The organism is Candidatus Mycobacterium methanotrophicum (genome assembly GCF_023515995.1).
Lineage (GTDB): Bacteria > Actinomycetota > Actinomycetes > Mycobacteriales > Mycobacteriaceae > Mycobacterium > Mycobacterium methanotrophicum.
The window spans coordinates 725,992-749,335 of record NZ_CP097320.1 but is presented as its reverse complement, the minus strand read 5'-3'; the positions used below and the strand labels follow the sequence as shown (position 1 = coordinate 749,335).

17 protein-coding genes and 1 pseudogene are annotated in these 23,344 nt (G+C 65.4%); 6 read left to right on the top strand and 12 right to left on the bottom strand.

Annotated elements, in window-relative coordinates:
• Positions 1-36 precede the first annotated feature (36 nt).
• Both M5I08_RS04105 and M5I08_RS04100 read right to left on the bottom strand, forming a co-directional pair.
• Positions 37-1,629 (bottom strand): ferritin family protein, encoded by a 1,593-nt coding sequence (locus M5I08_RS04105; protein ID WP_219069719.1) that lies wholly within the window; start codon positions 1,627-1,629, stop codon positions 37-39.
• Positions 1,630-2,028: 399 nt separating this feature from the next.
• Positions 2,029-3,435, bottom strand: a complete 1,407-nt coding sequence (locus tag M5I08_RS04100) for a sigma-54-dependent transcriptional regulator family protein (protein WP_249763112.1) — start codon at positions 3,433-3,435, stop codon at positions 2,029-2,031.
• Positions 3,436-3,677: 242 nt separating this feature from the next.
• Between M5I08_RS04100 and M5I08_RS04095 the strand changes: the two genes are divergently transcribed.
• Positions 3,678-5,621: a 3-oxoacyl-[acyl-carrier-protein] synthase III C-terminal domain-containing protein gene (locus tag M5I08_RS04095; protein WP_370328571.1), complete on the top strand. Its 1,944-nt coding sequence runs from the start codon at positions 3,678-3,680 to the stop codon at positions 5,619-5,621.
• 19 nt (positions 5,622-5,640) lie between these two features.
• On the opposite strand, the gene M5I08_RS04090 is transcribed toward M5I08_RS04095, so the two are convergent.
• Both M5I08_RS04090 and M5I08_RS04085 read right to left on the bottom strand, forming a co-directional pair.
• A complete protein-coding gene (locus M5I08_RS04090) occupies positions 5,641-6,372 on the bottom strand; it encodes an alpha/beta fold hydrolase (RefSeq protein ID WP_219068554.1) in 732 nt (243 codons plus the stop codon).
• Positions 6,369-8,096, bottom strand: coding sequence for a PHA/PHB synthase family protein (locus tag M5I08_RS04085; RefSeq protein ID WP_219068552.1), 1,728 nt, complete (start codon positions 8,094-8,096; stop codon positions 6,369-6,371). The genes M5I08_RS04090 and M5I08_RS04085 overlap by 4 nt, the downstream gene beginning before the upstream one ends.
• A gap of 237 nt (positions 8,097-8,333) precedes the next feature.
• Here M5I08_RS04085 and M5I08_RS04080 point away from each other — a divergent pair, with 237 nt between their 5' ends.
• Entirely contained in the window at positions 8,334-13,835 is a 5,502-nt protein-coding gene (locus M5I08_RS04080) for an ATP-binding protein (RefSeq protein WP_249763110.1), read from the top strand.
• A 126-nt stretch (positions 13,836-13,961) separates the two neighbouring features.
• On the opposite strand, the gene mftF is transcribed toward M5I08_RS04080, so the two are convergent.
• The 7 genes from mftF to M5I08_RS04050 all read right to left on the bottom strand — a co-directional run bounded on the left by mftF (position 13,962) and on the right by M5I08_RS04050 (position 18,290).
• A complete protein-coding gene (gene mftF, locus M5I08_RS04075; RefSeq protein ID WP_249763294.1) occupies positions 13,962-15,320 on the bottom strand; it encodes a mycofactocin biosynthesis glycosyltransferase MftF in 1,359 nt (452 codons plus the stop codon).
• Positions 15,321-15,391: 71 nt separating this feature from the next.
• Positions 15,392-16,519 (bottom strand): mycofactocin radical SAM maturase, encoded by a 1,128-nt coding sequence (gene mftC, locus M5I08_RS04070; RefSeq protein ID WP_219068548.1) that lies wholly within the window; start codon positions 16,517-16,519, stop codon positions 15,392-15,394.
• Positions 16,516-16,830, bottom strand: a complete 315-nt coding sequence (gene mftB / locus M5I08_RS04065; protein ID WP_219068546.1) for a mycofactocin biosynthesis chaperone MftB — start codon at positions 16,828-16,830, stop codon at positions 16,516-16,518. Before mftB ends, mftC begins: the two co-directional genes overlap by 4 nt.
• A gap of 137 nt (positions 16,831-16,967) precedes the next feature.
• Positions 16,968-17,180, bottom strand: a complete 213-nt coding sequence (locus M5I08_RS04060; protein ID WP_219068544.1) for a hypothetical protein — start codon at positions 17,178-17,180, stop codon at positions 16,968-16,970.
• Positions 17,181-17,416: 236 nt separating this feature from the next.
• Positions 17,417-17,653: a type II toxin-antitoxin system BrnA family antitoxin gene (brnA, locus tag M5I08_RS04055; protein ID WP_219068542.1), complete on the bottom strand. Its 237-nt coding sequence runs from the start codon at positions 17,651-17,653 to the stop codon at positions 17,417-17,419.
• Positions 17,643-17,765 (bottom strand): BrnT family toxin, encoded by a 123-nt coding sequence (locus M5I08_RS26545; RefSeq protein WP_373368821.1) that lies wholly within the window; start codon positions 17,763-17,765, stop codon positions 17,643-17,645. The genes brnA and M5I08_RS26545 overlap by 11 nt, the downstream gene beginning before the upstream one ends.
• 282 nt (positions 17,766-18,047) lie before the next feature.
• Complete coding sequence (locus M5I08_RS04050) at positions 18,048-18,290, bottom strand: hypothetical protein (RefSeq protein WP_249763109.1); 243 nt, start codon at positions 18,288-18,290, stop codon at positions 18,048-18,050.
• 64 nt (positions 18,291-18,354) lie between these two features.
• Between M5I08_RS04050 and M5I08_RS04045 the strand changes: the two genes are divergently transcribed.
• From M5I08_RS04045 to M5I08_RS04030, 4 genes and pseudogenes are all read left to right on the top strand, one after another.
• Complete coding sequence (locus M5I08_RS04045; protein ID WP_219068540.1) at positions 18,355-19,875, top strand: CoA-acylating methylmalonate-semialdehyde dehydrogenase; 1,521 nt, start codon at positions 18,355-18,357, stop codon at positions 19,873-19,875.
• Positions 19,876-19,882: 7 nt separating this feature from the next.
• Positions 19,883-21,049, top strand: coding sequence for an acyl-CoA dehydrogenase family protein (locus M5I08_RS04040; RefSeq protein ID WP_219068538.1), 1,167 nt, complete (start codon positions 19,883-19,885; stop codon positions 21,047-21,049).
• 14 nt (positions 21,050-21,063) lie between these two features.
• A complete protein-coding gene (mmsB, locus tag M5I08_RS04035) occupies positions 21,064-21,936 on the top strand; it encodes a 3-hydroxyisobutyrate dehydrogenase (protein ID WP_219068536.1) in 873 nt (290 codons plus the stop codon).
• A 111-nt stretch (positions 21,937-22,047) separates the two neighbouring features.
• Positions 22,048-22,302, top strand: a pseudogene (locus M5I08_RS04030) (IS1380 family transposase); the annotation flags it as partial.
• A gap of 213 nt (positions 22,303-22,515) precedes the next feature.
• Here the strand turns inward: M5I08_RS04030 and M5I08_RS04025 are convergent.
• A complete protein-coding gene (locus M5I08_RS04025) occupies positions 22,516-23,235 on the bottom strand; it encodes an HAD family hydrolase (RefSeq protein WP_249763107.1) in 720 nt (239 codons plus the stop codon).
• Between the last annotated feature and the right edge of the window lie 109 nt (positions 23,236-23,344).

Genomic DNA, 23,344 nt, shown 5'->3' with positions numbered 1-23,344 from the left:
CCAAAAAACGGGGCAGGCCGACCCACCTGCGTCTCGTTAAACCGTTTCGAGCCACTTACCGGCTGTGAGCGGGTCACGGATCACGGCGTTGCAGGCCCGCAGATCGTCGATCGTCCACATCCGGTCACTGTTGAGGTGCGGCTGCGCAGTCAGCGTCTTGCCGTCAGCACGCACCGCCCCCGCCGCCAGCACTACATCGGCGACGTTCCAACCATCGAACTTCTCGAAGAGGTTTTGGCCCTGGAAGCGTTCGGGCTCCCGGAGGTACATCCGCTCGCACCACTTGGAGCACAGCGCGTGCTTGTGACCGTTGTACTCGAGGATACGAGTCTCCTTGATCCCCTCCTCAAGCGTGGGCAGCACGCACGGCACCTGGCAGACCCGGCAGAAGTACACGTTCTTGCCGCTGTCACTGAGTACCTGTCCGGGCAACTTGTGGCTCGAAGGGTCAGCCAGACCCATGTCACGCCACGACTCCCACATGGTGCCGATCTTGTTGTGCCATCCTGGGTAGTTCTCTTCATGCCAGTCCATGTCGCGGGCATTGGGCGGGTCCATCCGGAAGCCCATCAGCGGCCAGATCGCGTAGCCCGCAGCGAAGACGGAGTGATGGCCCCAGTAGGCCTGCCGCTTGGCTTCGCCGAGGTTGGCCGGCGAGTTCAGGCCGAACTTCTCCATCCGACCCATCCAAATGCCGCCCCAGTCTTCATACACCCAGCGGTCCCACACCTTGGCCCACGGCTCAAGCTTGTTCACCGAACCGTACTCGAAGCCAAGCCCGACGACCGGCGAAATGAACCGGTGCTGCAGCCAGAACGCGTCCTCCAGGTCCTGCTGCATGTACTTCCTGTTGTTGTCGTCGTGAGCCAGCGACACCACGGTCTGGTACCCGTTGGCCATGTGACGCAACTCGTCGGACTGCACCGAGAGGTAGATCGTCGGGGTGATCTCGTCGCCGTTGGCAGCGCCCCACTCGGTGACCGCCACGATCATCGGGTTGGTGAAGCAGGCCTCACCCACCAGCTGCAGGTTCAGTGAGCAATACACCGGGTCGCCGGCGGCGAAGCTCTCGCCGAATCCCTGCGCACCAGCCTGATACAGCGGGCTGATGTACCGGTTCTTCCGCATGTCGGTGAACCCGGCCGGGTCGTAGTACTGACCGGCGTAATACTTGGCCAAGTAGTGAGTTTGAATGGTGTGGCGGACCTCGTCCTCAACCTGGTTGAGATAGCCGTTGCGCAGCTCCGGCGAGCGGGTGGTGTCCGCCAAGATAGCCGAACCGGCGATCGCGGTGTACTCGCCGAGCTCGAGCGTCACCGAGAGCATCTTCATCATCTCCGCCCAGCGCGGCTCCACCCGCGTCGGCGCATTCAACCTCGACAGGCTGTCCAGCAGGCTGCCGTACTGGCGACCGTCTTTCTCCGCCTCCATCCGGGCATAGTCACGCACGATGAGCTTGTACTGCTCGTGCGCTTTCGGATCATACGTGTACTTCGACGGGTATTTGCCGCGAAGCTTGTCTTCGTCCCAGCCCAGGTCCATCAACCACGAATGCACCTCTTGGCCGTTCACTTTAGCCTGAGGCGCGTCGGGCCGTCCGGTTACCTTTCCGGGTAACACCGCTGTCATAGGGATTCCTTTCTTGGGTGTTGCGTTTCTATCTTGGGTGTTGCGTTTCTATATTGTTGGCTTGCCTTATTCTTTTAGTAATTCTGTTGTGCAGTGCCAGCCCTAGCTGCGGGCGTAGGCCACAGTGCTGGCGTGCTGCCCCTGGCGCGAAATTCCACTAGAACCAAGTCCCGTTCGCGATTATGGCGCAAGTCACATTTCGTGCCGACTCATGTAACATATCACGTTGCCGCGATTAGTCAACACCTGCCCTCAGCACCGGTTCCGCCGTAACTCATCAGGCCCTTGCTCCCATGTGAATGTGGCCGCGGCCACGTTGCACCCATTGGTGTGACCAGCATGACTCATGATGGTTGGTGGAACGTTGGTTATGGCGATTGCGATTTGGAGACCACGCCGCTAGCCTTCCGCCGCGCGCAGCCGGCCGATAACCAGGTGTCGGCGACTGTCACTCGGCGCGAGCAGCCGCAACGCATGCTCGTGGAGCTCGCAGTCATAGCGCTTGGCCGCACTCAACGCCAAGGCGGCCGCCGACGAATCGCTGCCGAGGACCGCATCGCGGACCGCGACGTCCAGCTGGTCGCGCGCCTCGAGGATCCCGGGCGCCTCAGATTCGGGCAACAACGGGCCCCCGTAGCGTTCGGCCGCGCCTACTACATCACCGCGAGACAATGCCTCGAAAACATTGACAGCATCGCACCTGACCGGCTCGAGCAGCGCGTACCTGCGCCTGCCCAACTGGCCGCCGAGGACTCGACGCACGTGGCTGACTTCACTTTTCAACGTCGCCGGAGCCACACGTCGGTCGCCGTAGATTTCGGCCGCGAGCTCGCCCGGCGACAACCCGGCAGGGCGCAATGCCAGCAGGGCAAGAATCTCAAATTGCCGCAGCGTGGCATGGACCGGCGATCCCTCGACCAGCAGCTCCGCTCGGCCCAGGCACGACAATCTCACTCGGGCCGCTGCGTCCTGGGCGCCGTTGCAGGTGTCGCGAAGCCGGGCCTCGATCGCCGAGGCCAACAGGCGCGCCGCGGCGAGCCCTAATCCGGTGGCGCGGTCCCACGTGCTGGACAGGTCGACGGCCCCGAGCTGTCGCCCGCACGGATCGTGGATTGGCGCGCTGTAGCACACCCAGTCGTGCAGGCCCTCCACCGTGTGCTCGGCCGAAAACACTGTCGACGGTCGATCGGTGCGCAACGCCATGCCGAGCGCGTTGGTGCCGATCGCGTGCTCAGCCCAGTCGCCGCCGGGCTCGAAGTTCATGCGTTCGGCGCGGCGCCGCATCGCCCGGCAACCGCTGGTCCACAAGATCGTCGCAGATTCGTCGGTCACCGCGACGACGAATTCCCCGTCGTCGGTGATCCGCTGCAACTCGTCGGCGATATCCGCCACGGGTTGGCGCAGCCGGGAGTCGCACCACCTCGTCGAGACGTCGACGTCCGGCCGAGTCGGCGCGCTTCTAATCCCGGGATCGACACGCGCCAGCGACCACGACTCAGCCACCTCCGGCCGTACAGAACGAGCAACGTCTGGCACGGGCCCCGATCCCACATTGCGGAAGAAACGTTCCCAGACCGACTCAAGATCCTTGCGGGCCTTTAGCAGTCCCTGCTCCATCGCCAACCTCGTGATCACCGCCGCCTTGTAGAGGTTCTTGTTGAGTATGCCACGTGGGCTGTTGCGGAAGACCCGTATCGGTGATAATGGCGCGCTGCTGTCCGATAAGTCGTCGGCGAACGCCCGGCCGCGCAGTTTGTCGCCAGTGACCCTCCGCGCGGCGTCTTGTCCGGGGTTCACGGCGGTCATTGGAAATCACCTCGCACCGCTTTCTCAAGCCGCGGTTTTTTCATCGCGCCGACGCTCGGCGCCGCTTTGGCACGGGCAACACCAGCGGTGGTCTCGTGGCCGGCCGCCTATAGGGTGCAGGTATGGCCAATCGAAGGCGGTATGCACATCTGTCTTCTGCAGCAGCGCCTCCGCGCCGCCCGCCGGCTTTCCGGTAATAACGATTTCACCCGTTGCTGAGGAGGCGAGCGACAATGCGTGACATGGAAGTAAACCGGCACGGTAAAATCGTCTTTCCCGCCAATTGCTTTCCAGAGCTTGACTTTTCGACGCTCAACACCTTGCAGCAGCTGGACGGCGTCGTCGAGCGCGACTTCGGCGCCAAGGCGCCGACGGGGACCGACATCTTCGATCGCATCGCGGCCGGGCGGTACCGGACCAAGTTCGGGTTGATGCGCGACATGGCGCTGAACCTGTTCTGGGCCAACAGGTTCGTCATCACCATGTACGAGGTCCAACCGACCCGGTGGGCCGACCTGCCGCGTCGTCGCGACGACGTGTTCGTGCCGATACAGACACCTTGGCGGGACCGGGAGACCAAGGTTTCGGCGGTGCGGGACACCTATCCCAAACTGGCCGCGCGGTGGGACGCGGAGACCGAGGACCGAATCTATAAAATTCTCTTCGACGTGTTCAGCCATCGTCGCAGCCACGCCACCAAACTGTCGGCCGTCATTCCCACGGTCGCCGAGTTGTGTTCTGACCGGGCCAATCAGACGCTACGGCTGCAGGAATACGATCCCGACTTCCCCCGCTTCAGCTACGCCGAGATCATCGACTGCTACGAGGAGATCCCCGAATTGGAGGCGCTGCACCGCTGGTCGATGGTGCTGCACAACCAGTACCCGTGGCACCGCGAGCACGCCACCTTGACACCGGTCAGCGAGCTGCGTGACGACGATTACGTCGTCGTCTTCCGCCCGCGCGACTCCGATGTCGCCCGGTTCGTGTCGCGCGTCAGGTCGGGGACGGCGCCGAAGGCGAGGCCGACGACCGCGGCCCCGCAGCCGATCGCGCCCGCCCGGCCGTACGAGGCCATCAAAGTCCGCGACTTGGCGGTCCAGCCGCAGATCACGGCGATCGCCGCGGTGCACGGCGAGCTGGTGTGCACCAACGACGACCTCATTCGCAACAGCGGCTACAACTGGTCGTCGATGACGGCGCAGGAGATCAGCGACAAGACGGGTATCGAGCAACGCTGCTACACCCAGGACAGCCTCGAAGACATCTCGCTGCGCGCCGCCCGGGCCGCGCTGGCGCACGCCGGTGTCGGTCCCGCCGACGTCGGCGCGGTCATCGTCTGCACCTGCACCAGCAGCCGGCTCATCCCGTCCATAGCGTGCTGGGTTTCCGGGCAGTTGGGTATCCAGCAGACGCACTGCTCGTTCGATCTGGTCGCCGCGTGCGCCGGTTTGAGCTACGGGCTGGCCGAAGCGACACGAGTGCTGCAAACCGTCAAGCGGCCGGTGCTGTTGCTGTGCGCGGAGAAGTTCTCGGACAAGATCGGCAACGTGCGCCCCTCCCGGATGATCTTCGGTGACGGAGCGTCGGCGATCGTGCTGGCCCCCAAACCGCAAGGCGCGCCGCCCGACATCGAATACATGCAAACCTATGCCAGCGGCCCGCTCAGCCAGGTGGAGTCCATTTTGTGGCCGAATCCCGCGTTCGCCAACCACATCACGGTCTTCGGGCCCGAGGTCAAGGCGCTGGCGGGCCGGTATCTGCGCCAGATGCTCGACGATATCAGCGCATTGCCCGACCCCGACGGCGTCGCGAAATCGCTGCTGGCCAGCGTCGATCTGATCGTCCCGCATCAGGCGAACAAGACCATGGTGATCGACCTGGCTGCGGCCGCCGGCATCGGCGCCGACCGCCTTTACTTCAACATCGAGCGTGTCGGGAACGCGTCGTCGGCCAGCATTCCGCTGGCTATCCACGATGCGGTCGTCGACGCCACGATCACCCGGCCGACCAGGGTGTTCGCTCCCGGCTTTGGCGCCGGTGCGGTCGCCGGTTACTCGATTCTTCGGATCGATCCCGCCGTCATCGCGCCCAGCGAAGCGGTCGCGGTCGCGATCGAATCGGTCGGCGAGCGCGGCCTGGCGCCTACGCCGGCCGGCGACGACGTGGCACTGGCCTTCGGCTGAGTCGCATTCGCGACGAAGATCAGCTCGCCGCCGCCGGCGCCGGCCGGTCGAGGAATTCGCCGACCAGCCGGGCGACAACTGCTGCCGGGCCGGGTTTTTGCAGATCGTGGCCACCGCGGACGGTGATCAGCCGGGCGTCGGAGATCCGCGACGCCAATACCCGGCTGTTCGCCGGGGGGACGGGCTTATCGGCGTCGCCGCAAAGGACCAACGTAGGCGCCTTGATGCGGCCGAGACCCGGGATACTGGTCCAGCTTGAGATCGCCGCGATCTGCCAGAGCAGGCCCAGCCATTTCGGCGCAGGTTTCCATTGCCGGCAAAGAAGCCCGATCCGCGGCACGCCGGGAACTGCCCCGACCCCGCATGCCGAGGCGAGCAGCACCAGCCGGTTCACCCGGCCGGGGTGGCCGAGCGCGAGCTGTTGGGCGACGGCCCCGCCGAACGAGAACCCGACGACATCCGCTGCGCCAACTCCGAATTCGTCGAGAACCCGCACCGCGACGTCCGCCAGCATCGGCATCGAGAAGGGAATCAGCGGCGTCTGGCTCGCACCCACACCCGGACTGTCGTAGCTGATGACCGTTCGCCCGGGAAAGGCCTCAAGAAACGGCGTCCAGCTCTGCATCGGGCGGGACAAGCCGTTGAGCAACAGCACCGGATCACCGGAGCCGGTGATCGAGGCCGCGATGCGCACGCCCCGAACCGACAGCACCGTCGTGCCGGATTCGGCGCCCCCCCAGTGGTGGATCACGCGGTCGGCCGGACGTAGCTTCCCGGCGCCGGTTGGATCGGCGGGTGGTCCCTGCTGCCCAACTGCTCGGGGGCCGCGGCCCGTTCGCCGCCCCGCTCACCGATCCAGGCCGTCCAATCCTGCCACCACGTGCCGTCAACCAGTTGTGCGTTGGCCTTCCACTCCTGCGGGTCGGCCGGAAGGCTGTCATTGACCCAGTGTTTGGCCTTCGGGTTGGGCGGGTTGACGATTCCGGCGATGTGGCCCGAGGTGCTCAGCACGAACCTGTTCTTGCCCCCCAGCAGTTGCGTGGTCTTGTAGGCCGAAGTCCACGGGACGATGTGGTCGTCGACCGCCGACAAGACGTAGGCGTCGACGTCGACCCGGCCGGGATCCAGCCGGGTGCCGTCGACCTCGAACTGGCCGCGGGCGAACTCGTTGTGCAGGTAACACGAGCGCAAATACTCCGAATGCATCCGGGCCGGCATGCGGGTCGAGTCCGCGTTCCACGCCAACAGGTCGAACGACGGCGGCTTCTTGCCGAGCAACCAGTTGTTCGCCACATACTGGAACACCAAGTCGTCGGGGCGCAAGGCGCTGAAGGTTCGCGCCATGTTCGAGGAGTCCAGGTAGCCGGTCTTTCGCATGTGCTTTTCCAGCTTGTTCACCGTCGCCTCGTCGGTGAACACGCCGAGCAGACCCGGCTCGGTGAAGTCGGTGTGGGTGTTGAGGAACGTCGCGGAGTTGACGCTGTCGTCGCCGACGGCCGCGTTGTGCGCGAGTCCCAGCGCGGTGAGCGTTCCGCCGAGGCACACCGACACCGTATTGACCGACGGCGTACCGGTGATCTCGCGGACGACCCGCAGCGCGTCCAGCGGGCCGCCGAACAAGTAGTCACGAAATCCTAGATCGCTCATGGACTTATCGGGGTTCCGGTAGCTGATCGCAAAACAGGTGTGGCCGTGCTGGACCGCCCATTCGATGAGGCTCTTTCCCGGCGCGAGGTCCATGATGTAGTACTTGTTGATCCACGGCGGGCAAAACAGCAGGGGAACGGCGTAGACGTCCGGGGTCTGTGGCGAATACTGGATCAGCTCGATGAGATCGCTGCGGTAGACGACGCTGCCGGGGGTGGCGGCCATGTTGACGCCCACCTCGAATCCGGTTCTGTCGACCTGCGACGGCCAGCCGCCGTTGTGGCGAAGGTCGTGCAGCAGGTTCGCCAGGCCCCGCACGACGCTCTTGCCGCCGGTGTCGAAGGCCGCGCGCACGGCGGCCGGATTGCCGAGCAGGGTGTTCGTCGGGGCGAGCGCGCTGAGAAGGAAGTTGGCCGCGAAGCGGGCCTTGGCTGCTCGCTTGCCGGTGACCCCCGCGCTGTCGAGCAGTTCGGTGACGAGCTGGCCGAACAGCAGGTATTGCTGCGCCAGCAGGAAGTAGGCGGGGTTCTCCTGAAACGCCGGATCGGCGAAGCGCCGGTCACCGCGAGGGGCGGCGATCGGTCCCTTGCCCGGGCCGCGGCCCACAGCCAACTCGGCCGCCGCTGCGAGGGCTCCTGCGGAGCCCCAGAGGAGCCGGACGTTCGCCGCGAAGATTCCGGCCGGGTTCCTCAGCGACATCGCACCGGTGACCAGCAGCTCCCGCAGCAGATCGGCCGAGTCGGCGCGATAGCCGAAATCCTCGGCGACCCCCATCAGATCGGAAGCCGAACGCGGCAGTTTGTGTCCGACCGCTTCTGGCGACGACATTGCTCTCCTCGATCTGTGGGCACCGCCGATTCTAAGCTCAGATCCGAACCAGTGCGGCGAGGCAGATGGTATGCCCGTCGTGGGGCAAAAATCAGCCGTTGAAGATGTACCGCACGTCTGCCGACTTTGGGAACCCAGCGGGTCCCGGCCATCCGGCACGTCTGCCGCCGAACCGGGCGGGCCGCGTAGCAGCCGATTCCGGTCTCGGCCGGCGCCGCCAGACATACACTGAGCGGTGTGCTGGACGCCGGTCAGTTGCCCCTCAATTTCCCCAAGCAAATTGCGGTGGTGAACCGCGGCGAGGCAGCGGTTCGCCTCATCCGGGCTGTACGTGAGGTGAACGCCCAATATGGTTGCGGCATAACCACAATCGCTATGCATACCGAGGCCGAGCGCCGTGCGATGTTCGTCAGGCAAGCGGACGGCGCCGTGACGCTGCAGCCGACGTCGAACGGCATTGCCTATCTCGACCACGCCGCGCTGGAACGCGCCCTGGTCGAATCCGAGGCCGACGCGGTCTGGGTGGGCTGGGGATTTGTGGCCGAGGACATCGCGTTCGCGGAGCTCTGCGAACGACTGAAGCTCACGTTCATCGGACCACCCTCCGCGGCGATGCGCGCCCTGGGCGACAAGATCGAAGCCAAACTGCTGGCCGAGCGGGTCGGGGTGCCACTGGCGCCATGGAGCGGCGGTCCGGTCACCACCATCGCCGATGCGCGCCGCCACGCCGACGCCATCGGCTACCCATTGATCATCAAGGCCCGCAGCGGAGGCGGCGGCCGCGGCATCCGCAAGGTCTACTCTCCCGACGAACTCGAGATCGCTTTGCAGCGCACCCGAGGTGAGGCCGAACGCGCGTTCGGCGACCCGGTGGTGTTTCTCGAACGGCTTGTCGGCGACGCGCGCCACGTGGAAGTGCAGATCATCGCCGACAACTATGGCAATGTCTGGGCGCCGGGAGTTCGCGACTGCTCGATCCAGCGACGAAATCAGAAGGTGATCGAGGAGTCCAGCTCCCCCGCCATGTCCGAGGAGCAGGCTGATCACCTGCGCTCGGCGTCGGCCGGCCTGGCCGCGGCGGCCGGTTATCGCGGCGCCGGCACCGTCGAGTACCTCTTCCAGCCCGACCAGCAGACGTTCACGTTTCTCGAAGTCAACACCCGGCTGCAGGTCGAGCATCCCATCACCGAAGTGACCACCGGCCTGGACCTGGTGAAGCTGCAGATATTCGTGGCCGGCGGCGGAGAGTTGGTCGGTGATTGTCCGTCCGAATTCGGCCACGCCGTGGAGGCCCGCCTCAACGCCGAGGACCCCGACAACGGTTTTGCGCCCGCGCCGGGCAGTGTGCGGCTGCTGAAACTGCCTCTCGGTCCCGGCCTGCGGGTCGACACCGGCATCGCGCAGGGCGACGTCGTCCCGCCCGAGTACGACTCGATGGTGGCCAAGATCATCGCGTGGGGCCGCGACCGCGATGAGGCCCTGGCGCGCCTGCGCGCGGGAATACGCGAGACGACCGTGGTCATCGACGGCGGCACCACCAATAAGTCCTTTCTTCTGGACCTGCTCGACCGCGAGGAGTTCATCTCCGCCGCCGCCGACACCGGCTGGCTCGACCGCACCGGCATCGGAACGGCCGGCGGACCCACGCCGACCGCCGACATCGCGCTCGTCGCGGCCGCCGTCGACGCCTACGAAGCCGAGGAACGCCTCGAACGAGCCGGTTTTCTGGCGTCCGCGCGCGGCGGTCGGCCGCGCGCTACGCCGACGATCGGCCGGAGCGTCGAGCTTAACTACCAGGGCCAGTCCTACTCGCTGGCGGTCGGCCAGATCGGTCCGCGCCGCTACCGCGTCGAAGGGGACAGCGGCGCACTCGTCGTCGACGTCGAGCGGCTCAGCGAATACGAGCGCCACCTCACCCTGGGGCGCCAACGCTTCCAGGTCGTTACGAGCGCCGGCCCCACCGGGTTCCGCGTCGAGGTGAACGGGTTCAGTCACCGCATCACCCAGGACGAAGCCGGTCTGATCCGCGCCCTGGCGCCCGCCGTCGTCGTCGCCGTGCCCGTCGCCGTCGGCGACGAGGTCGAACCCGGGGCAACGCTGGCGGTGCTGGAGAGCATGAAGATGGAAACCGCCCTGCGCGCGCCCACCGCGGGACGGGTTCGGGAGATCTTCGCGATCGTCAACAGCCAAGTCGACGCCGGCGCGGCGCTGCTGCGTCTCGAGCAGGCCGGCCATGATCAGGCCCTGCCGGGCTTGCCGCGAGTGAAGTTCCGCAGTCAGCCGAAAGATCCCGAGCCCAACCCGCGTACCGAGGCCCTGGCGCGGCTCGCCGAATTGCGCGGGCTGATCACCGGCTACGACGTGAGCGCCGATCGCGCCCGGGTCCTCCTCGCGGAGTATGAGGCGCTGTGCGCCGGCCGGCCCCGGGACGGCGCAGACCTCGTCGAGGCCGAACTCACGCTTTTAGACACCTTCGCCGACATCTGCGAACTGTCCCGCAATCGTCCCACGCTCGACGAAGAGGGCGCCGACGAGCGCGTGCACAGCCCGCGCGAGTATTTTCATTCGTTCCTGCATTCGCTCGACGCCGAGCTGGAAGGGCTGCCGGCGAGCTTCTGCGCCAAAATCACTCGTGCCCTTGGTAATTACGATGTCGCGACGCTGGACCCGGGACCTGAGCTCGAAGAGGCGGTCTACCGGCTGTTTTTGGCGTTGCAGCGGATGGAGAACCAGGTGGCGGTGATCACGGCGCTGCTCGGCCGGTGGCGCACCGACAACGATGTCTCGTCCGCACTCAGCGCAGCGGTGGGCGAGATGCTGGACCGGCTGATCGTCGCCACCCAGGTGCGCTACCCGGTGATCGGCGACATCGCGCGCAATCTCGTGTTCCGTCTCTTCGACGAGCCGCATATCCGCACGGCGCGTGAAGCACTCGACGACCGCGTTCGAGAGGAAGTGCGATTCCTGCGGGCGCATCCGGACGCACCGGACTACGGCTCGCGCGTCGAAGCCCTGGTTGCCACCCCGCAGCTGTTGATCGGCCTTCTGGCGCAGCATATTTCGCATCCAGGCCCGTTGCTGGAGATCGTCACGCGGCAGTATTACGAGATCCGCGCACTTCAAGACGTCAAAACCTTCCAGCGGGCGGGTGGCGAGTTCGTCACCGGCAGTTATGAGTTGGCCGGGGATCGGCTTCGCCTTTTTTCGGTGGTCACCGACCGTGAGCGATGGACGGCGACCCTGCACGGCGTCGACCACATCGCCGGAGCTGGGGCCGAGAACCTCGTCGTCGACGTTTACCTGTCCTGGCCGGACGCCCCGGTCGACACCGATGAGCTCTCGTCGGCGGTGCGGGGGCTGCTCGACGGCCACCCGAGCGCGACGCGGTGGCGCCGGGCCACCGCCACCGTGGTGGGACGCGAACTTCACCAGCTGACGTTTCGCCCGGCCGCCGACGGCGTACTGGTCGAAGACCTCACGGTCAGGGATATGCATCCCCTCACCGGGCAACGCCTGGAGCTGTGGCGGTTCAAGAACTTCGACGGGACTCGTCTGCCGGCCGCCGACGACACCTACCTGTTCCACCTCATCGCCAAAGACAACCCGTCCGACCAGCGGCTGGCGGCGCTGGCCGAGGTCCGCGACGCCACACCGCACCTCGACGAGTCCGGCGAGGTCGTCGGGTTCCCGGCCATCGAACACACTCTCGCGGCGTGCCTCGACGGCATCCGCCGGGCGCGGACCGGGCGGGGCGCGCGACGTCTGGAGAACAACCGGGTCGCGCTCTACGTCTGGCCCGTGCTGGATTTTCCAATCGACCGCGCCCCTGCCGTTGTGCGGCGAATCGCGCCGCTGACGATCGGTGCCGGGCTGGAGGAAGTCACCGTCTTGGCACGGCTGGCAGACAACGAGACGCAGCAGCACAGGCCAGTGGCGCTCCGCTTCACCAACACCCCCGGCGGCGGTGTGGCCGCCGCGATCGCCGAGCCCCCGACCGAACCGTTGCGCCCGCTCGACGACTACGCGCAGAAGGTGCAGCGCTCGCAGGCTCGCGGACTGGTCTACCCATACGAGCTGATCGGGCTTCTCACCGGCGACGAGGGCAGCTTCGTCGAGTACGACCTCGACGAGTCGGGCGCTTTCGGGCCGGTCGAGCGGCCCTACGGGCGCAACACCGCCGGGCTCATCGTCGGTGCGGTCAGCCGCCCTACCGAGCGGTATCCGGAGGGCATGACCCGCGTCGCGCTGTTCGGCGATCCGACGAAAGCCCTCGGCACGGTCGCCGAAGCCGAGTGCGCCCGGATCGTCGCCGCCTTGGACCTGGCCGAGCGGCTCGGTGCGCCCGTCGAGTGGTTTGCGCTGTCCTCGGGGGCGACCATTTCGATGCAGAGCGGCACCGAAAACATGGACTGGGTGTCGCGTGCGCTGCGGCGCATCATCACGTTCACCCAGAGCGGCGGCGAGATCGACGTCGTCGTCGCGGGCATCAACGTGGGGGCGCAGCCCTACTGGAACGCCGAGGCGACCATGCTCATGCACACCAAGGGCATTCTGGTGATGACACCGGACAGCGCGATGGTGCTGACGGGCAAGCAATCCCTGGATTACTCGGGCGGGGTCTCCGCCGAGGACAACTTCGGCATCGGGGGTTACGACCGGGTGATGGGACCCAACGGCCAGGCCCAGTACTGGGCGCCCAACCTGCAGGCAGCGTGCGGCATCCTGTTCGCCCACTACGACCACGCCTACCTTGCTCCCGGAGAACGATTTCCCCGCCGCGCACAGACCGGCGACCCCGTCGACCGCGACGTCCGCGACTACCCGCACCATCACCCATCGAGCGGATTCACCACGGTCGGCGAGATTTTCGCCGATGCCACCAACAAGGACCGCAAGAAGCCGTTTGACATTCGCACGGTCATGCGGGCGGTGGCCGACCAGGACCATCCGGTCCTCGAGCGGTGGGCCGACATGGCCGACTCCGACACTTCGGTGGTTTTCGACGCCCACGTCGGCGGCATTCCGGTGTGCATGATCGGCATCGAATCCCGGATGATCCCGCGGAAGGGATGGGTGCCCGCCGACGGGCCAGACCAATGGACGTCGGGAACTCTGTTCCCGCAGTCGTCGAAGAAGACCGCGCGCGCGGTCAACGCCGCGAGCGGCAACCGCCCTCTGGTGATGCTGGCGAACCTGTCGGGCTTCGACGGGTCTCCGGAGTCGCTGCGCAATCTCCAACTCGAGTACGGCGCCGAGATCGGCCGCGCGATCGTCAACTTCGACGGGCCGATCGTGTTCTGCGTGATCTCCCGCTACCACGGCGGCGCCTTCGTGGTGTTTTCCAACGCCCTGAACGAGAATATGGAAGTCCTCGCGGTGGAAGGGTCCTTCGCGTCGGTCATCGGCGGCGCACCCGCAGCGGCGGTGGTGTTCACCCGGGAAGTGAACTCCCGCACGGCGGCAGATCCGGCGGTGCGGGAACTGGAGGCGCAACTTGCCGCCAGCACGGACGACGCGGCGGCGAATCTGCGCGTCAAACTCGCTGCCACCCGCTTGGCGGTCAGGTCGGACAAGCTCGGCGAGATCGCCGGGGAGTTCGAAGCAGTACACGACATCGAGAGGGCCCGCGCGGTCGGCTCGGTGCATGCGATCATCCCGGCGGCCGAACTGCGTCCGCGCATCGTCGCGTCACTCGAGCGCGGGATGGCCCGACTAACCGGCGGCGCCGAGAGGCGTTGACCCCCAACCGGCGACCGTCTGCTGTTTAACGACGAAATCCAGGCCTTCGGTGGTACCGCGGTGGCAAGTCATGAGACGTGACTTTTCCGGGATCCTGGGCTGCAACCGTTTCGAACCACCCCTTAGTCATGATCGATGTCCCTTTCGTCGAATCGTGAAACGTTCCCTACCACGGACAAACCACTTCGGCATGACGATTTTCGGGCGAGCCGGAATTATGGTCTGGTGCCGCAGACAGCCGGCCCAGACCCCGGCTCCGTACATCACGTTGTCTGCCAGGTGCCCAATCAGGAACCGGATCGGATCCGGTCGCACCTCCCCGCTTAGAGCTGCCCTCAGCGGGGATGCGAACAGAAGCGATGCGATCGCCAATCTTCGGCGTCGCCGCCAGAGCGCAAGCAAAAGCAGTGGACCGCCGAACTGGGTGCAGTACCGCCCTACCGCGCAATATGTTTGGAGTATCGCGCCGAAAGCGATTCTTCCAGACACCGAAAGCGGAACCCCTGCGCGGCGCCAATTTCTTATCGCCGGCAATGCGGATATCGAAACGATGAGCGCCGCAATCACGGGCCGCCGCATGACAAGGCACGAAAGTACGGCTGAGGGCCACGGATACAAGACCAGCGGAGCGATTGCCTCGGGATGCCGACTCGCCAACGGCGCCGCAGATGTGCCGTACTGGAAGCGCCGCACCCATCGGCTTGGCCAGCCATCGGGTTCGGCGTGGAGTACCCGGACATGAGGCTGGTAGCGAATCAGCTTGCCGGTCTGATGCAGCCGCCAGACCAGATCCACGTCTTCCCCAAAGCGCAGACGTTCGTCGAATGCACCGATCTCTTCGACAACCTGACGGCGTACCAGGAGTGCGGCGGTTGGAACGTAAGGAACAGCAGCACCGGGCATCACGCGACACTCGCGGCCACCCATATCCAGGGCTCCGGCACTCGATGCATATCGACCGGCCGACATCGATGACGATAACGCCATTATCCGGGGCGCCACCGCGGCGACCCGTGGATCGGCAAAATGGACGGCCAGGCGGTCGATCCAGTCATCGACGCAGACACAGTCGCTGTCTAAGAAGGCGACCAATTCCGTGTGAACTGCCGCCAGGCCGGTGTTGCGAGCGGCAGCCGGACCGCCACACACATGACGGCGGAGAATCTGCGCCCCAAAATCATTCGCCACTTCGGCGATGGCAGCCTCCTGGATGGAGGCGTCATCGACGACCACTATCGGACGGCCGGGCTTCAACGAGGCGAGGCAGCGTTTCAACATCTGCGGGCGATCGCGCACCGGGATGACCACCGTCACCTCCGGCGGCGCGGACAGCGCCGGCGGCCGCGGATGAGCCGCGCTCACGTCAGTGAGCTGCCGTGCGAGCAGGCGGGCATCGACAGAATTGGCTGGTCCCTGCAACAGCTCGGACCAGGCTTTGCATCCGGCGTCAGTGAACCGCAGAATCCTTGGCGGTGATCCCCCCACCAGCGTTCGCGCGTTCACAAGCCTTGTTTCCGAATCGATGGCAACCGAAAAGCCCTCCGGCAGGGGGTAATTCACAGCGACGTGCCTCGCCGTGCGGGCTGAAAACCGGCCAACGGGCTTTCATCGCACAGATGGTCGGGCGGGCGGGCCGTCGGCCCCCAGCCCAGTGACAGCGCCACTGTGCTTCGCTTGCGGTGAGAATGGTCCTGGGAGGGCAGCGGCCGATCGGCCGCGCTGACCTCGTCCAATGCCGCGGTACCGAATCCCTTGACGCATTCGGGGTCTGGTCCGTCCAACGGGAGCCCGGTGAAGAATTTCGCGGCCATGCACCCGCCCCGGCAGGAATCGAACGCGCCGCACGATGCGCACGCCCCACCGCTTTGAGGTCGACGCAGGTCGCCGAACAGCTCGGAGTTTTTCCAAACCGCCGCAAACCCTCCGGGGCCTCGAACATTGCCTGCCAGGAAGTCCCGGTGGATGGCGAACGGGCAGGCGTACACGTCGCCGGTCAAGACCCGCTCTCCGTTCGCCATCAACCACGAGTACAGCTTTCGCTGCTGGTCTGCGGTGGGGTGCAGTTGTTCCCACACTTCCGCGCCGCGGCCCGACGGCCGCAGTCGGGTGATTCGGAGAACGGCGCCAAAGCGGTCGGCCAGCTCGTTGAACTGATCCAGCTGGGTGACGTTCTGTCGCGTCATCACCACCGAGATTTTGAAGCCTCGGAATCCGGCATCTGCCAGGTTGCTCATCGCCCGCAACGCCATGTCGAAGGAACCGACGCCGCGAACGGCATCGTTCACCTCGGCCGTCGCACCGTCCAGTGAAACCTGAACGTCGACGTAGTCACTGCCCGCCAAGCGTCCAGCCACCTGCCGGGTGAGCTTCACGCCATTGGTGGAGAATTTGACGCCGACGTGGTGCGCCACCGAGTACTCGACGACCTCCCAAAAGTCGGGGCGCACCGTCGGTTCACCGCCGCCGATGTTGACATGGAACACCTGCATCGCCTCGAGTTCGTCGATCACGGCCCGACATTCATCGGTGCTCAATTCAGTCGGGCCGCGGCGACCGGAGCTCGACAGGCAATGGACGCACGCCAAGTTACAGGCGTAGGTCAGTTCCCACGTCAGACAGATCGGCGCCGCTAGGCCCGATTGGAATTGGTCGGCCAGCCCCGCGGAGACGTCGGCACTGCTCATCGGGATTCGCCTTTCTCTGGTCGACGACAGATCATCGACGACGTCGCGAGGGCACTCAGTGCCGCGCGGTAGCTTTGGCGCAGCTCGGAGAGGACGCCGGCCGCGGTCAGCGCGACGCGAGCTGTCGGTTGCTGGTCAAGCGCCCTGACGACGCGGGTAAGGGCGGCGGTCTTGAGGAAGGTGAGCCGCCGGGTTTCGCGAAGTGATACCGCATTCGCGCCGAATGGTTCAGGGCGAATGACCACGCGAGGATGCGGTTGCCGCGGGGCGTCGATGTCGAACGCTTGGCGCACCGCCGAGGCGCCCGCCACCTCGTCCCCGGATGTCGGGCCGAACTGCGCGTCGGCGCCGGGGTTGGATCTGCCGCATCTGCCCGGACCATCTACTACTCCGTCCGTTGTTGGCCGGCGGTTTCTTGTGCAACACCAACACGTCGGGCCGCTCCCGTTCAGAAAGGCGAACCGATCAGCGATTTAACCGCGTGAGCGAATCCCGGCGAAGCGCTGTTCCCGACTTCGCTCACCTTCCCCTCGAAGGTCCAGTAAACCTCGCACATACCGTCGATGGAGACATCGTCCAAAAGGGTAACGGTCGAAATGAGCTGGTCCTCACCGTCGTGCGGATCGTCGTCGACCTGTGGGGCGCCGATGTCCTCTGGCAACTTAGTCTCCTTAGTCTCCCTTCTTAGGGCGACGGCTGGTCGCCACTGTGATGGTAGACCATGGACGCTACGCCCAGAGGTGCGTTTTACCCGCCGGGCAAAAGATTGAAATGCACCCTAGCCAGGTGAGTTAGGCCTCAAAATTTCACGCGGGTGCGTGCGCTCCCGCGGCGTCGTGCAGTGACGGTGCGGGTTCGGTGAATTCGGAGCACCTGCGGTCAGACAGACCCAGCGGGTCAGGCTGCGGTGTGACCGCCGTGGTCGAGTTTCTCCGCGATCCAGACCTTGATGAGTGATTGTCGGGTGACTCCGAGCCGGGTTGCTTCACGGTCGAGTTCGGCGATCATCCAGACCGGGAAGTCGACATTGACGCGCCGGTGTTGTTCCCCGGGGCGGCGTGCTCGCGCGGTATCGAGCGCGGCTGACATGTCCTGGCCGTTGTCGAACCGTTCGTCGAATTCGTTAGCTTTCATAGATCGCTGCCTCTCCTTCGCGCGAGCGACGTACTGAGATGATTCGAACCTGGTCGTCTCGGTAGGTCACTACTGCCGACCAGCATCGGCCGTCGATCTGACCGATCACCATCCACCTCGGCTCATCCGTCGTGCGTGCCGGCACCTCGATGCGGCGCGGATCCGACCAATGGACTGTGCGGCATCGAAGTCGATGCCATGCTTGGCCAGGTTTGCCGCGCTCTTCGCGGGGTCAAACTCGAAGTCAAGCATGTGTAAAAATTATACTGTAATGCCTCAGACTCCGTGTGGATCCACGCCTGCTGCAACTGACTCGTGGGAGCGAGTGCAGGTAGATTCCCGACTTGTCACCAACCTCAAGGTAGCTTGGCCTGTGATGCAGCCGCGTGTTACATCAGATCCGCGTGGAGTCTCCAGCAGCCAACTCGTCGCCGCTGAAGTAGCGCGAATGGGTTTGCTTCAAGGTGTCCAGGGATTTGCTGACAAGCGCGGCAATCTCGACGTTCCTGTCGGTGCGCTCGGCTTCGAGCTTGAGCCGGTACTCCATCGCCTCGCGCGAGGTCACAAATTCTGCGATGCGACGCTCGTGGGTGCGCCGGTTGTATTCGACGACGTAACCAAACACCGGACTTGCCACCGGGTGGAACCAGTTACTAGGATGTCCTAGTAACCTACATTTCTTCGTGCATCCGAGGGCATCCATGACCGCACAGATCACCCACTTCCTCGATGGCAAACGCAGCACCGGACAGTCCGGTCGCACCGCCGAGGCGTTCGACCCCAACACCGGCCGGGTGCAGTCGCTGGTACCGATGGCCAGCAAGAGCGAGGTCGATGCGGCGGTGGTCTCGGCGGCCCGGGCGCAAAAAGAGTGGGCGGCGTTCAATCCGCAGCGCCGCGCGCGGGTGATGATGCGGTTTGTCGAGTTGGTCGACAAGCATGCCGATGAAATCGCCGAGCTCCTGTCGCTGGAGCATGGCAAGACACTGGCGGACTCCCGCGGTGACATTCAGCGCGGCATCGACGTGATCGAGTTTTGCATCGGCATCCCGCAGCTACTCAAGGGTGAATACAGCGAGAGCGCCGGCCCGGGCATCGATGTGTACTCGTTGCGTCAGCCGCTGGGCGTGGTCGCCGGCATCACCCCGTTCAACTTCCCCGCGATGATCCCGCTGTGGAAGGCGGGCCCCGCCCTGGCTTGCGGAAATGCGCTTGTGCTCAAGCCTTCTGAACGCGACCCGTCAGTGCCGGTGCGGCTGGCCGAGCTGTTCCTCGAGGCCGGTCTGCCACCCGGTGCATTCCAGGTGGTGCATGGCGACAAGGAAGCCGTCGACGCGATCCTGAAACACCCCGATATCGCCGCGGTTGGGTTTGTCGGTAGTTCCGACATCGCCCAGTACATCTATTCGACGGCGACGGGCGCCGGCAAGCGCGCGCAGTGCTTCGGCGGGGCGAAAAACCACATGATCGTGATGCCCGACGCCGACCTGGATCAGGCCGTCGACGCGGTGATCGGCGCCGGCTACGGCAGCGCCGGGGAGCGATGCATGGCGATTTCCGTCGCGGTGCCGGTCGGCGAGCAGACCGCGGATCGGTTGCGCGCCCGGCTTGTCGAACGGATCAACAGCCTGCGGGTCGGCCACAGCCTGGACCCCAAAGCCGACTATGGCCCGTTGGTCACCGAGGCCGCTCTGGCCCGGGTGCGTGACTACATCGGTCAGGGTGTGGCCGCCGGCGCGGAGATCGTCGTCGACGGCCGCGAACGCACCAGCGACGAACTGTCGTTTGGTGATGCCAGCCTGCAGGACGGATTCTTCATCGGGCCGACGCTTTTCGACCACGTCACCCCCGACATGTCGATCTACACCGACGAGATCTTCGGTCCGGTGGTGTGCATCGTGCGCGCTCACGACTATGACGAGGCGCTGAGCCTGCCCTCTGAGCATGAGTACGGCAACGGGGTGGCGATCTTCACCCGCGACGGGGACACCGCCCGCGACTTCACGTCCAGGGTGCAGGTCGGCATGGTCGGCGTCAACGTGCCCATCCCGGTGCCGGTGGCATACCACACCTTTGGCGGCTGGAAGCGGTCCGGTTTCGGTGATCTCAACCAGTGTGGTCCGGCGTCAATTCAGTTCTACACCAAGGTGAAGACCGTGACGTCGCGCTGGCCATCGGGCATCAAGGGCGGCGCCGAATTCGTCATCCCGACGATGAAGTAGCACTTCGATGCAATTCTTCTCCCTTGATGACGACGAGCGGGTGATCACCGAGACGGCGGCCGCATTCGCTGCCAAACGCATCGCCCCGCACGCCCTCGAATGGGATGCAGCGCATCACTTTCCAACCGATGAGCTGCGCGAGGCGGCCGGGCTCGGGATGGCGGCGATCTACTGCCGCGACGACGTGGACGGCAGTGCGTTGCGCCGACTGGACGGCGTGCGGATCTTCGAGCAGCTGGCGATGGCCTGTCCGGCCAGCGCAGCGTTTTTGTCCATCCACAACATGTGCGCCTGGATGATAGACGCATTCGGCATGGAAGAGCAGCGCAAGACCTGGGTGCCACGGCTGGCCTCGATGGATGCCATTGCCAGCTACTGCCTGACCGAGCCGGGTGCGGGCTCAGATGCCAGCGCGTTGAGTACCCGCGCGGTCAAGCAGGGCGGCGACTACGTGCTAAGCGGCGTCAAACAGTTCATCTCCGGGGCGGGAGCCTCGGATGTCTATGTGGTGATGGCTCGCACCGGCGGTGAAGGGCCACGCGGAATATCGGCCTTCATCGTCGAAAAAAGCACCCCGGGGCTGAGTTTCGGCGCGCACGAGAAGAAGATGGGCTGGAACGCCCAGCCGACGGCGCAGGTGATTTTCGAGGATGTACGGGTGCCCGCCGAAGCGATGCTGGGTGGCGCGGACGGTGAAGGCGCCGGCTTTGGCATCGCGATGAACGGCCTCAACGGCGGTCGGATCAACATCGCGGCGTGCTCACTCGGTGGGGCGCAGGCCGCGTTCGACAAGTCGGCCGAATATCTTTCCCACCGGCAGGCGTTCGGCGCCGCGTTGCTCGATGAGCCCACCATCCGGTTCACGTTGGCCGACATGGCCACCGCGCTGGAATCCTCGCGAATGTTGTTGTGGCGAGCGGCCAGTGCACTCGACGACGACTCTGACGACAAAGTCGAGCTATGCGCGATGGCGAAGCGCTACGTCACCGACGCGTGTTATGACGTCGCCGACAAGGCCCTGCAGTTACACGGCGGCTACGGATACCTGCGCGAGTACGGTTTGGAGAAGATCGTCCGCGATCTGCGGGTACACCGCATCCTGGAGGGAACCAACGAAATCATGCGGGTGGTCATCGGCCGAGCCGAGGCCGCCCGGGTCCGCGCCAGCGCGTAGGAAAGCAAGGCCGAATGTCTACAGTCGCGTTTTTGGGATTAGGCCACATGGGCGGTCCGATGGCGGCCAATCTGGCTGCCGCCGGCCATACCGTGCACGGCTATGACCCGGTGCCGACCGCGGCTGCCGGCGCCGACAACGGTGTGGTGTTGTCCGAAAGCGGGCCCGCAGCGGTGGCCGGCGCCGACGTCGTCATCACGATGCTGCCGCACGGCGAGGCGGTCAAGCGGTGCTATGCCGAAATCCTGCCGGCTTCCGAGCAAGGCGCGCTGTTCATCGACAGCTCAACGATTTCCGTCGCTGACGCCCGTGAGGTCCATGCATCGGCGGTGTCGCACGGATTGGCCCAGCTCGACGCGCCGGTTTCCGGCGGGGTCAAAGGCGCGATCGCGGGCACCCTGGCATTCATGGTGGGCGGCGACGAGGAGGCACTGCAGCGAGCACGTCCGGTGCTGGAACCGATGGCGGGCAAGATCATTCACTGCGGAACGGCCGGCGCCGGCCAAGCCGCCAAGGTGTGCAACAACATGGTGCTTGCGGTGCAGCAGATCGCGATCGGTGAGGCGTTCGTGCTCGCTGAGAAGCTTGGCCTGTCGGCGCAGTCGTTGTTCGACGTCATCACTGGCGCGACCGGTAACTGCTGGGCGGTGCACACCAACTGCCCAGTGCCGGGCCCGGTGCCGACCTCCCCCGCCAACCACGACTTCGCACCCGGTTTCGCGACCGCGCTGATGAACAAGGACCTGGGTTTGGCGATGGACGCCGTCAGCTCAACCGGTTCGGTGGCGCCGCTGGGCAGTCACGCCGCAGAGATCTACGCCAAATTCGCAGCGGCCAACGGCGACAAGGATTTCAGCGCCGTCATCGAGCTGCTGCGCGGCAGCTAAGCCTGAATCCACCGGCGGAGTTGTTGCTGTGAGGGTGTCGTAACAGCAAGAAGTGCCATTTCACCTGGGAGGATCGGAGTTGTTGATGCTTCGACCAGTCCCGAGGAAAGGGCCACGCTGGGGTCGTTTCTGCGTGCGTTCAACCACGGCAATGTGCGCCAGTTGTCCGCAGTGCACCGGCGGGTGCTGGCCGAGTTGGCGGCGCGCACCCAGCTGCTGCCCGGTGGGGAGCAGCTGGCGCTCATCGACGTGGATTCGACGCAGAAGCGGGTGTTCGGAGCGGACAAGCAGGGCGCGGCGTTCGGGCATGCCAAGATCGCGTCCAAATCGCTGACGGTGCGTGGGCTCAACGCTTTTCACGCCACCCACCGCGGACCCCCGGCGCTGGCTGCCTGACATATCCACCGCGCTCCGACATTTCCCGCCCTGGCCGAACCGCCCCACTTCAGGGGCCAACCCCAACTGGACAAGCTGGCAGACGAGGCCCGCGGCTCAAACGCGCCGGCATCCAGCGCCCCGGACTCAACACTCGACAATCCAGTCGCAAATCGTCACACCAATTACATCGGTGGATTCAGGCTAAGCGGCTCGGGAACGCTGCTGAGTAATCCACCATCGTCGGTGTGCCAGCTGGCAGCTGGGTGCGAGCAGTGGATCCGCGCCGGCGTAGCTGGGACGAACTTCCGCGGCGCCGTATAACTGCTCGTCGGCGGTGTAGCCGGTGGTGATAACCACCGCAGCCAAGTCGGCAGCCCGCGCAGCGCGCAAGCCGGGCCGTGAGCCTGCGATGGCGAGCGCGCCGCGCGGAGTTATCCCTAACTCCGACAACACAAGCCGGTACAGTTCGGCGTTGCACCGGGGCCCCGTGTTAAGTAGGTCATCGACAGTCACGATCGTCTCGACGAGGCCATCACCCACTAACTGCCGTACCAGCGCCTCGACCCACGCCCGGCGCCGAGTACTCACCACGCCGACCCAGATTTCCGCGACGAACAGGCTCATCACCAAGTCGACCAGACCAGCCCTGGCCACGATGTCGCCGTCGAGCACGCAGTCACCGAACACCGCGGCCTTGGTTCGATAGATCCGTCCCGCAAGCACATCGGCAGTGGCGCCGAAGCCTGGTGCCCGCAAATCTGCGGCGACACGTCGCGGTCCTTCCGGGATCGCCAACAACCGTCCGTAGTCTTCGACGCGCCAGTTGATGTCGACGCCGTGTTCGGCGAACGCCGCATTGAACACCACCCGGTGACCATCGCGCTCGATGTCCGCCAGCGCGGAATCGGCATCGAAAATCACCGCACACAGGGTATCGACTTCGACCGGAGGTTCCCGATCCCACCAAAAAGTCCGGGCTGGACGAGTCTGACCGATGGCTCGCACGCCCACATGGTTGCCTGGAAGCCAC

What these genes read in the sequence shown, in the direction of transcription:
- M5I08_RS04040 (WP_219068538.1), top strand. Translation starts at nt 19,883, where the DNA reads ATGCAATTCTTCTCCCTTGATGACGACGAGCGGGTGATCACCGAGACG.
- M5I08_RS04105 (WP_219069719.1), bottom strand. Translation starts at nt 1,629, where the DNA reads ATGACAGCGGTGTTACCCGGAAAGGTAACCGGACGGCCCGACGCGCCT.
- brnA (WP_219068542.1), bottom strand. Translation starts at nt 17,653, where the DNA reads ATGAAAGCTAACGAATTCGACGAACGGTTCGACAACGGCCAGGACATG.
- M5I08_RS04095 (WP_370328571.1), top strand. Translation starts at nt 3,678, where the DNA reads ATGGAAGTAAACCGGCACGGTAAAATCGTCTTTCCCGCCAATTGCTTT.
- mmsB (WP_219068536.1), top strand. Translation starts at nt 21,064, where the DNA reads ATGTCTACAGTCGCGTTTTTGGGATTAGGCCACATGGGCGGTCCGATG.
- mftC (WP_219068548.1), bottom strand. Translation starts at nt 16,519, where the DNA reads ATGAGCAGTGCCGACGTCTCCGCGGGGCTGGCCGACCAATTCCAATCG.
- M5I08_RS04085 (WP_219068552.1), bottom strand. Translation starts at nt 8,096, where the DNA reads ATGTCGTCGCCAGAAGCGGTCGGACACAAACTGCCGCGTTCGGCTTCC.
- M5I08_RS04045 (WP_219068540.1), top strand. Translation starts at nt 18,355, where the DNA reads ATGACCGCACAGATCACCCACTTCCTCGATGGCAAACGCAGCACCGGA.
- M5I08_RS04100 (WP_249763112.1), bottom strand. Translation starts at nt 3,435, where the DNA reads ATGACCGCCGTGAACCCCGGACAAGACGCCGCGCGGAGGGTCACTGGC.
- M5I08_RS26545 (WP_373368821.1), bottom strand. Translation starts at nt 17,765, where the DNA reads ATGGTGATCGGTCAGATCGACGGCCGATGCTGGTCGGCAGTAGTGACC.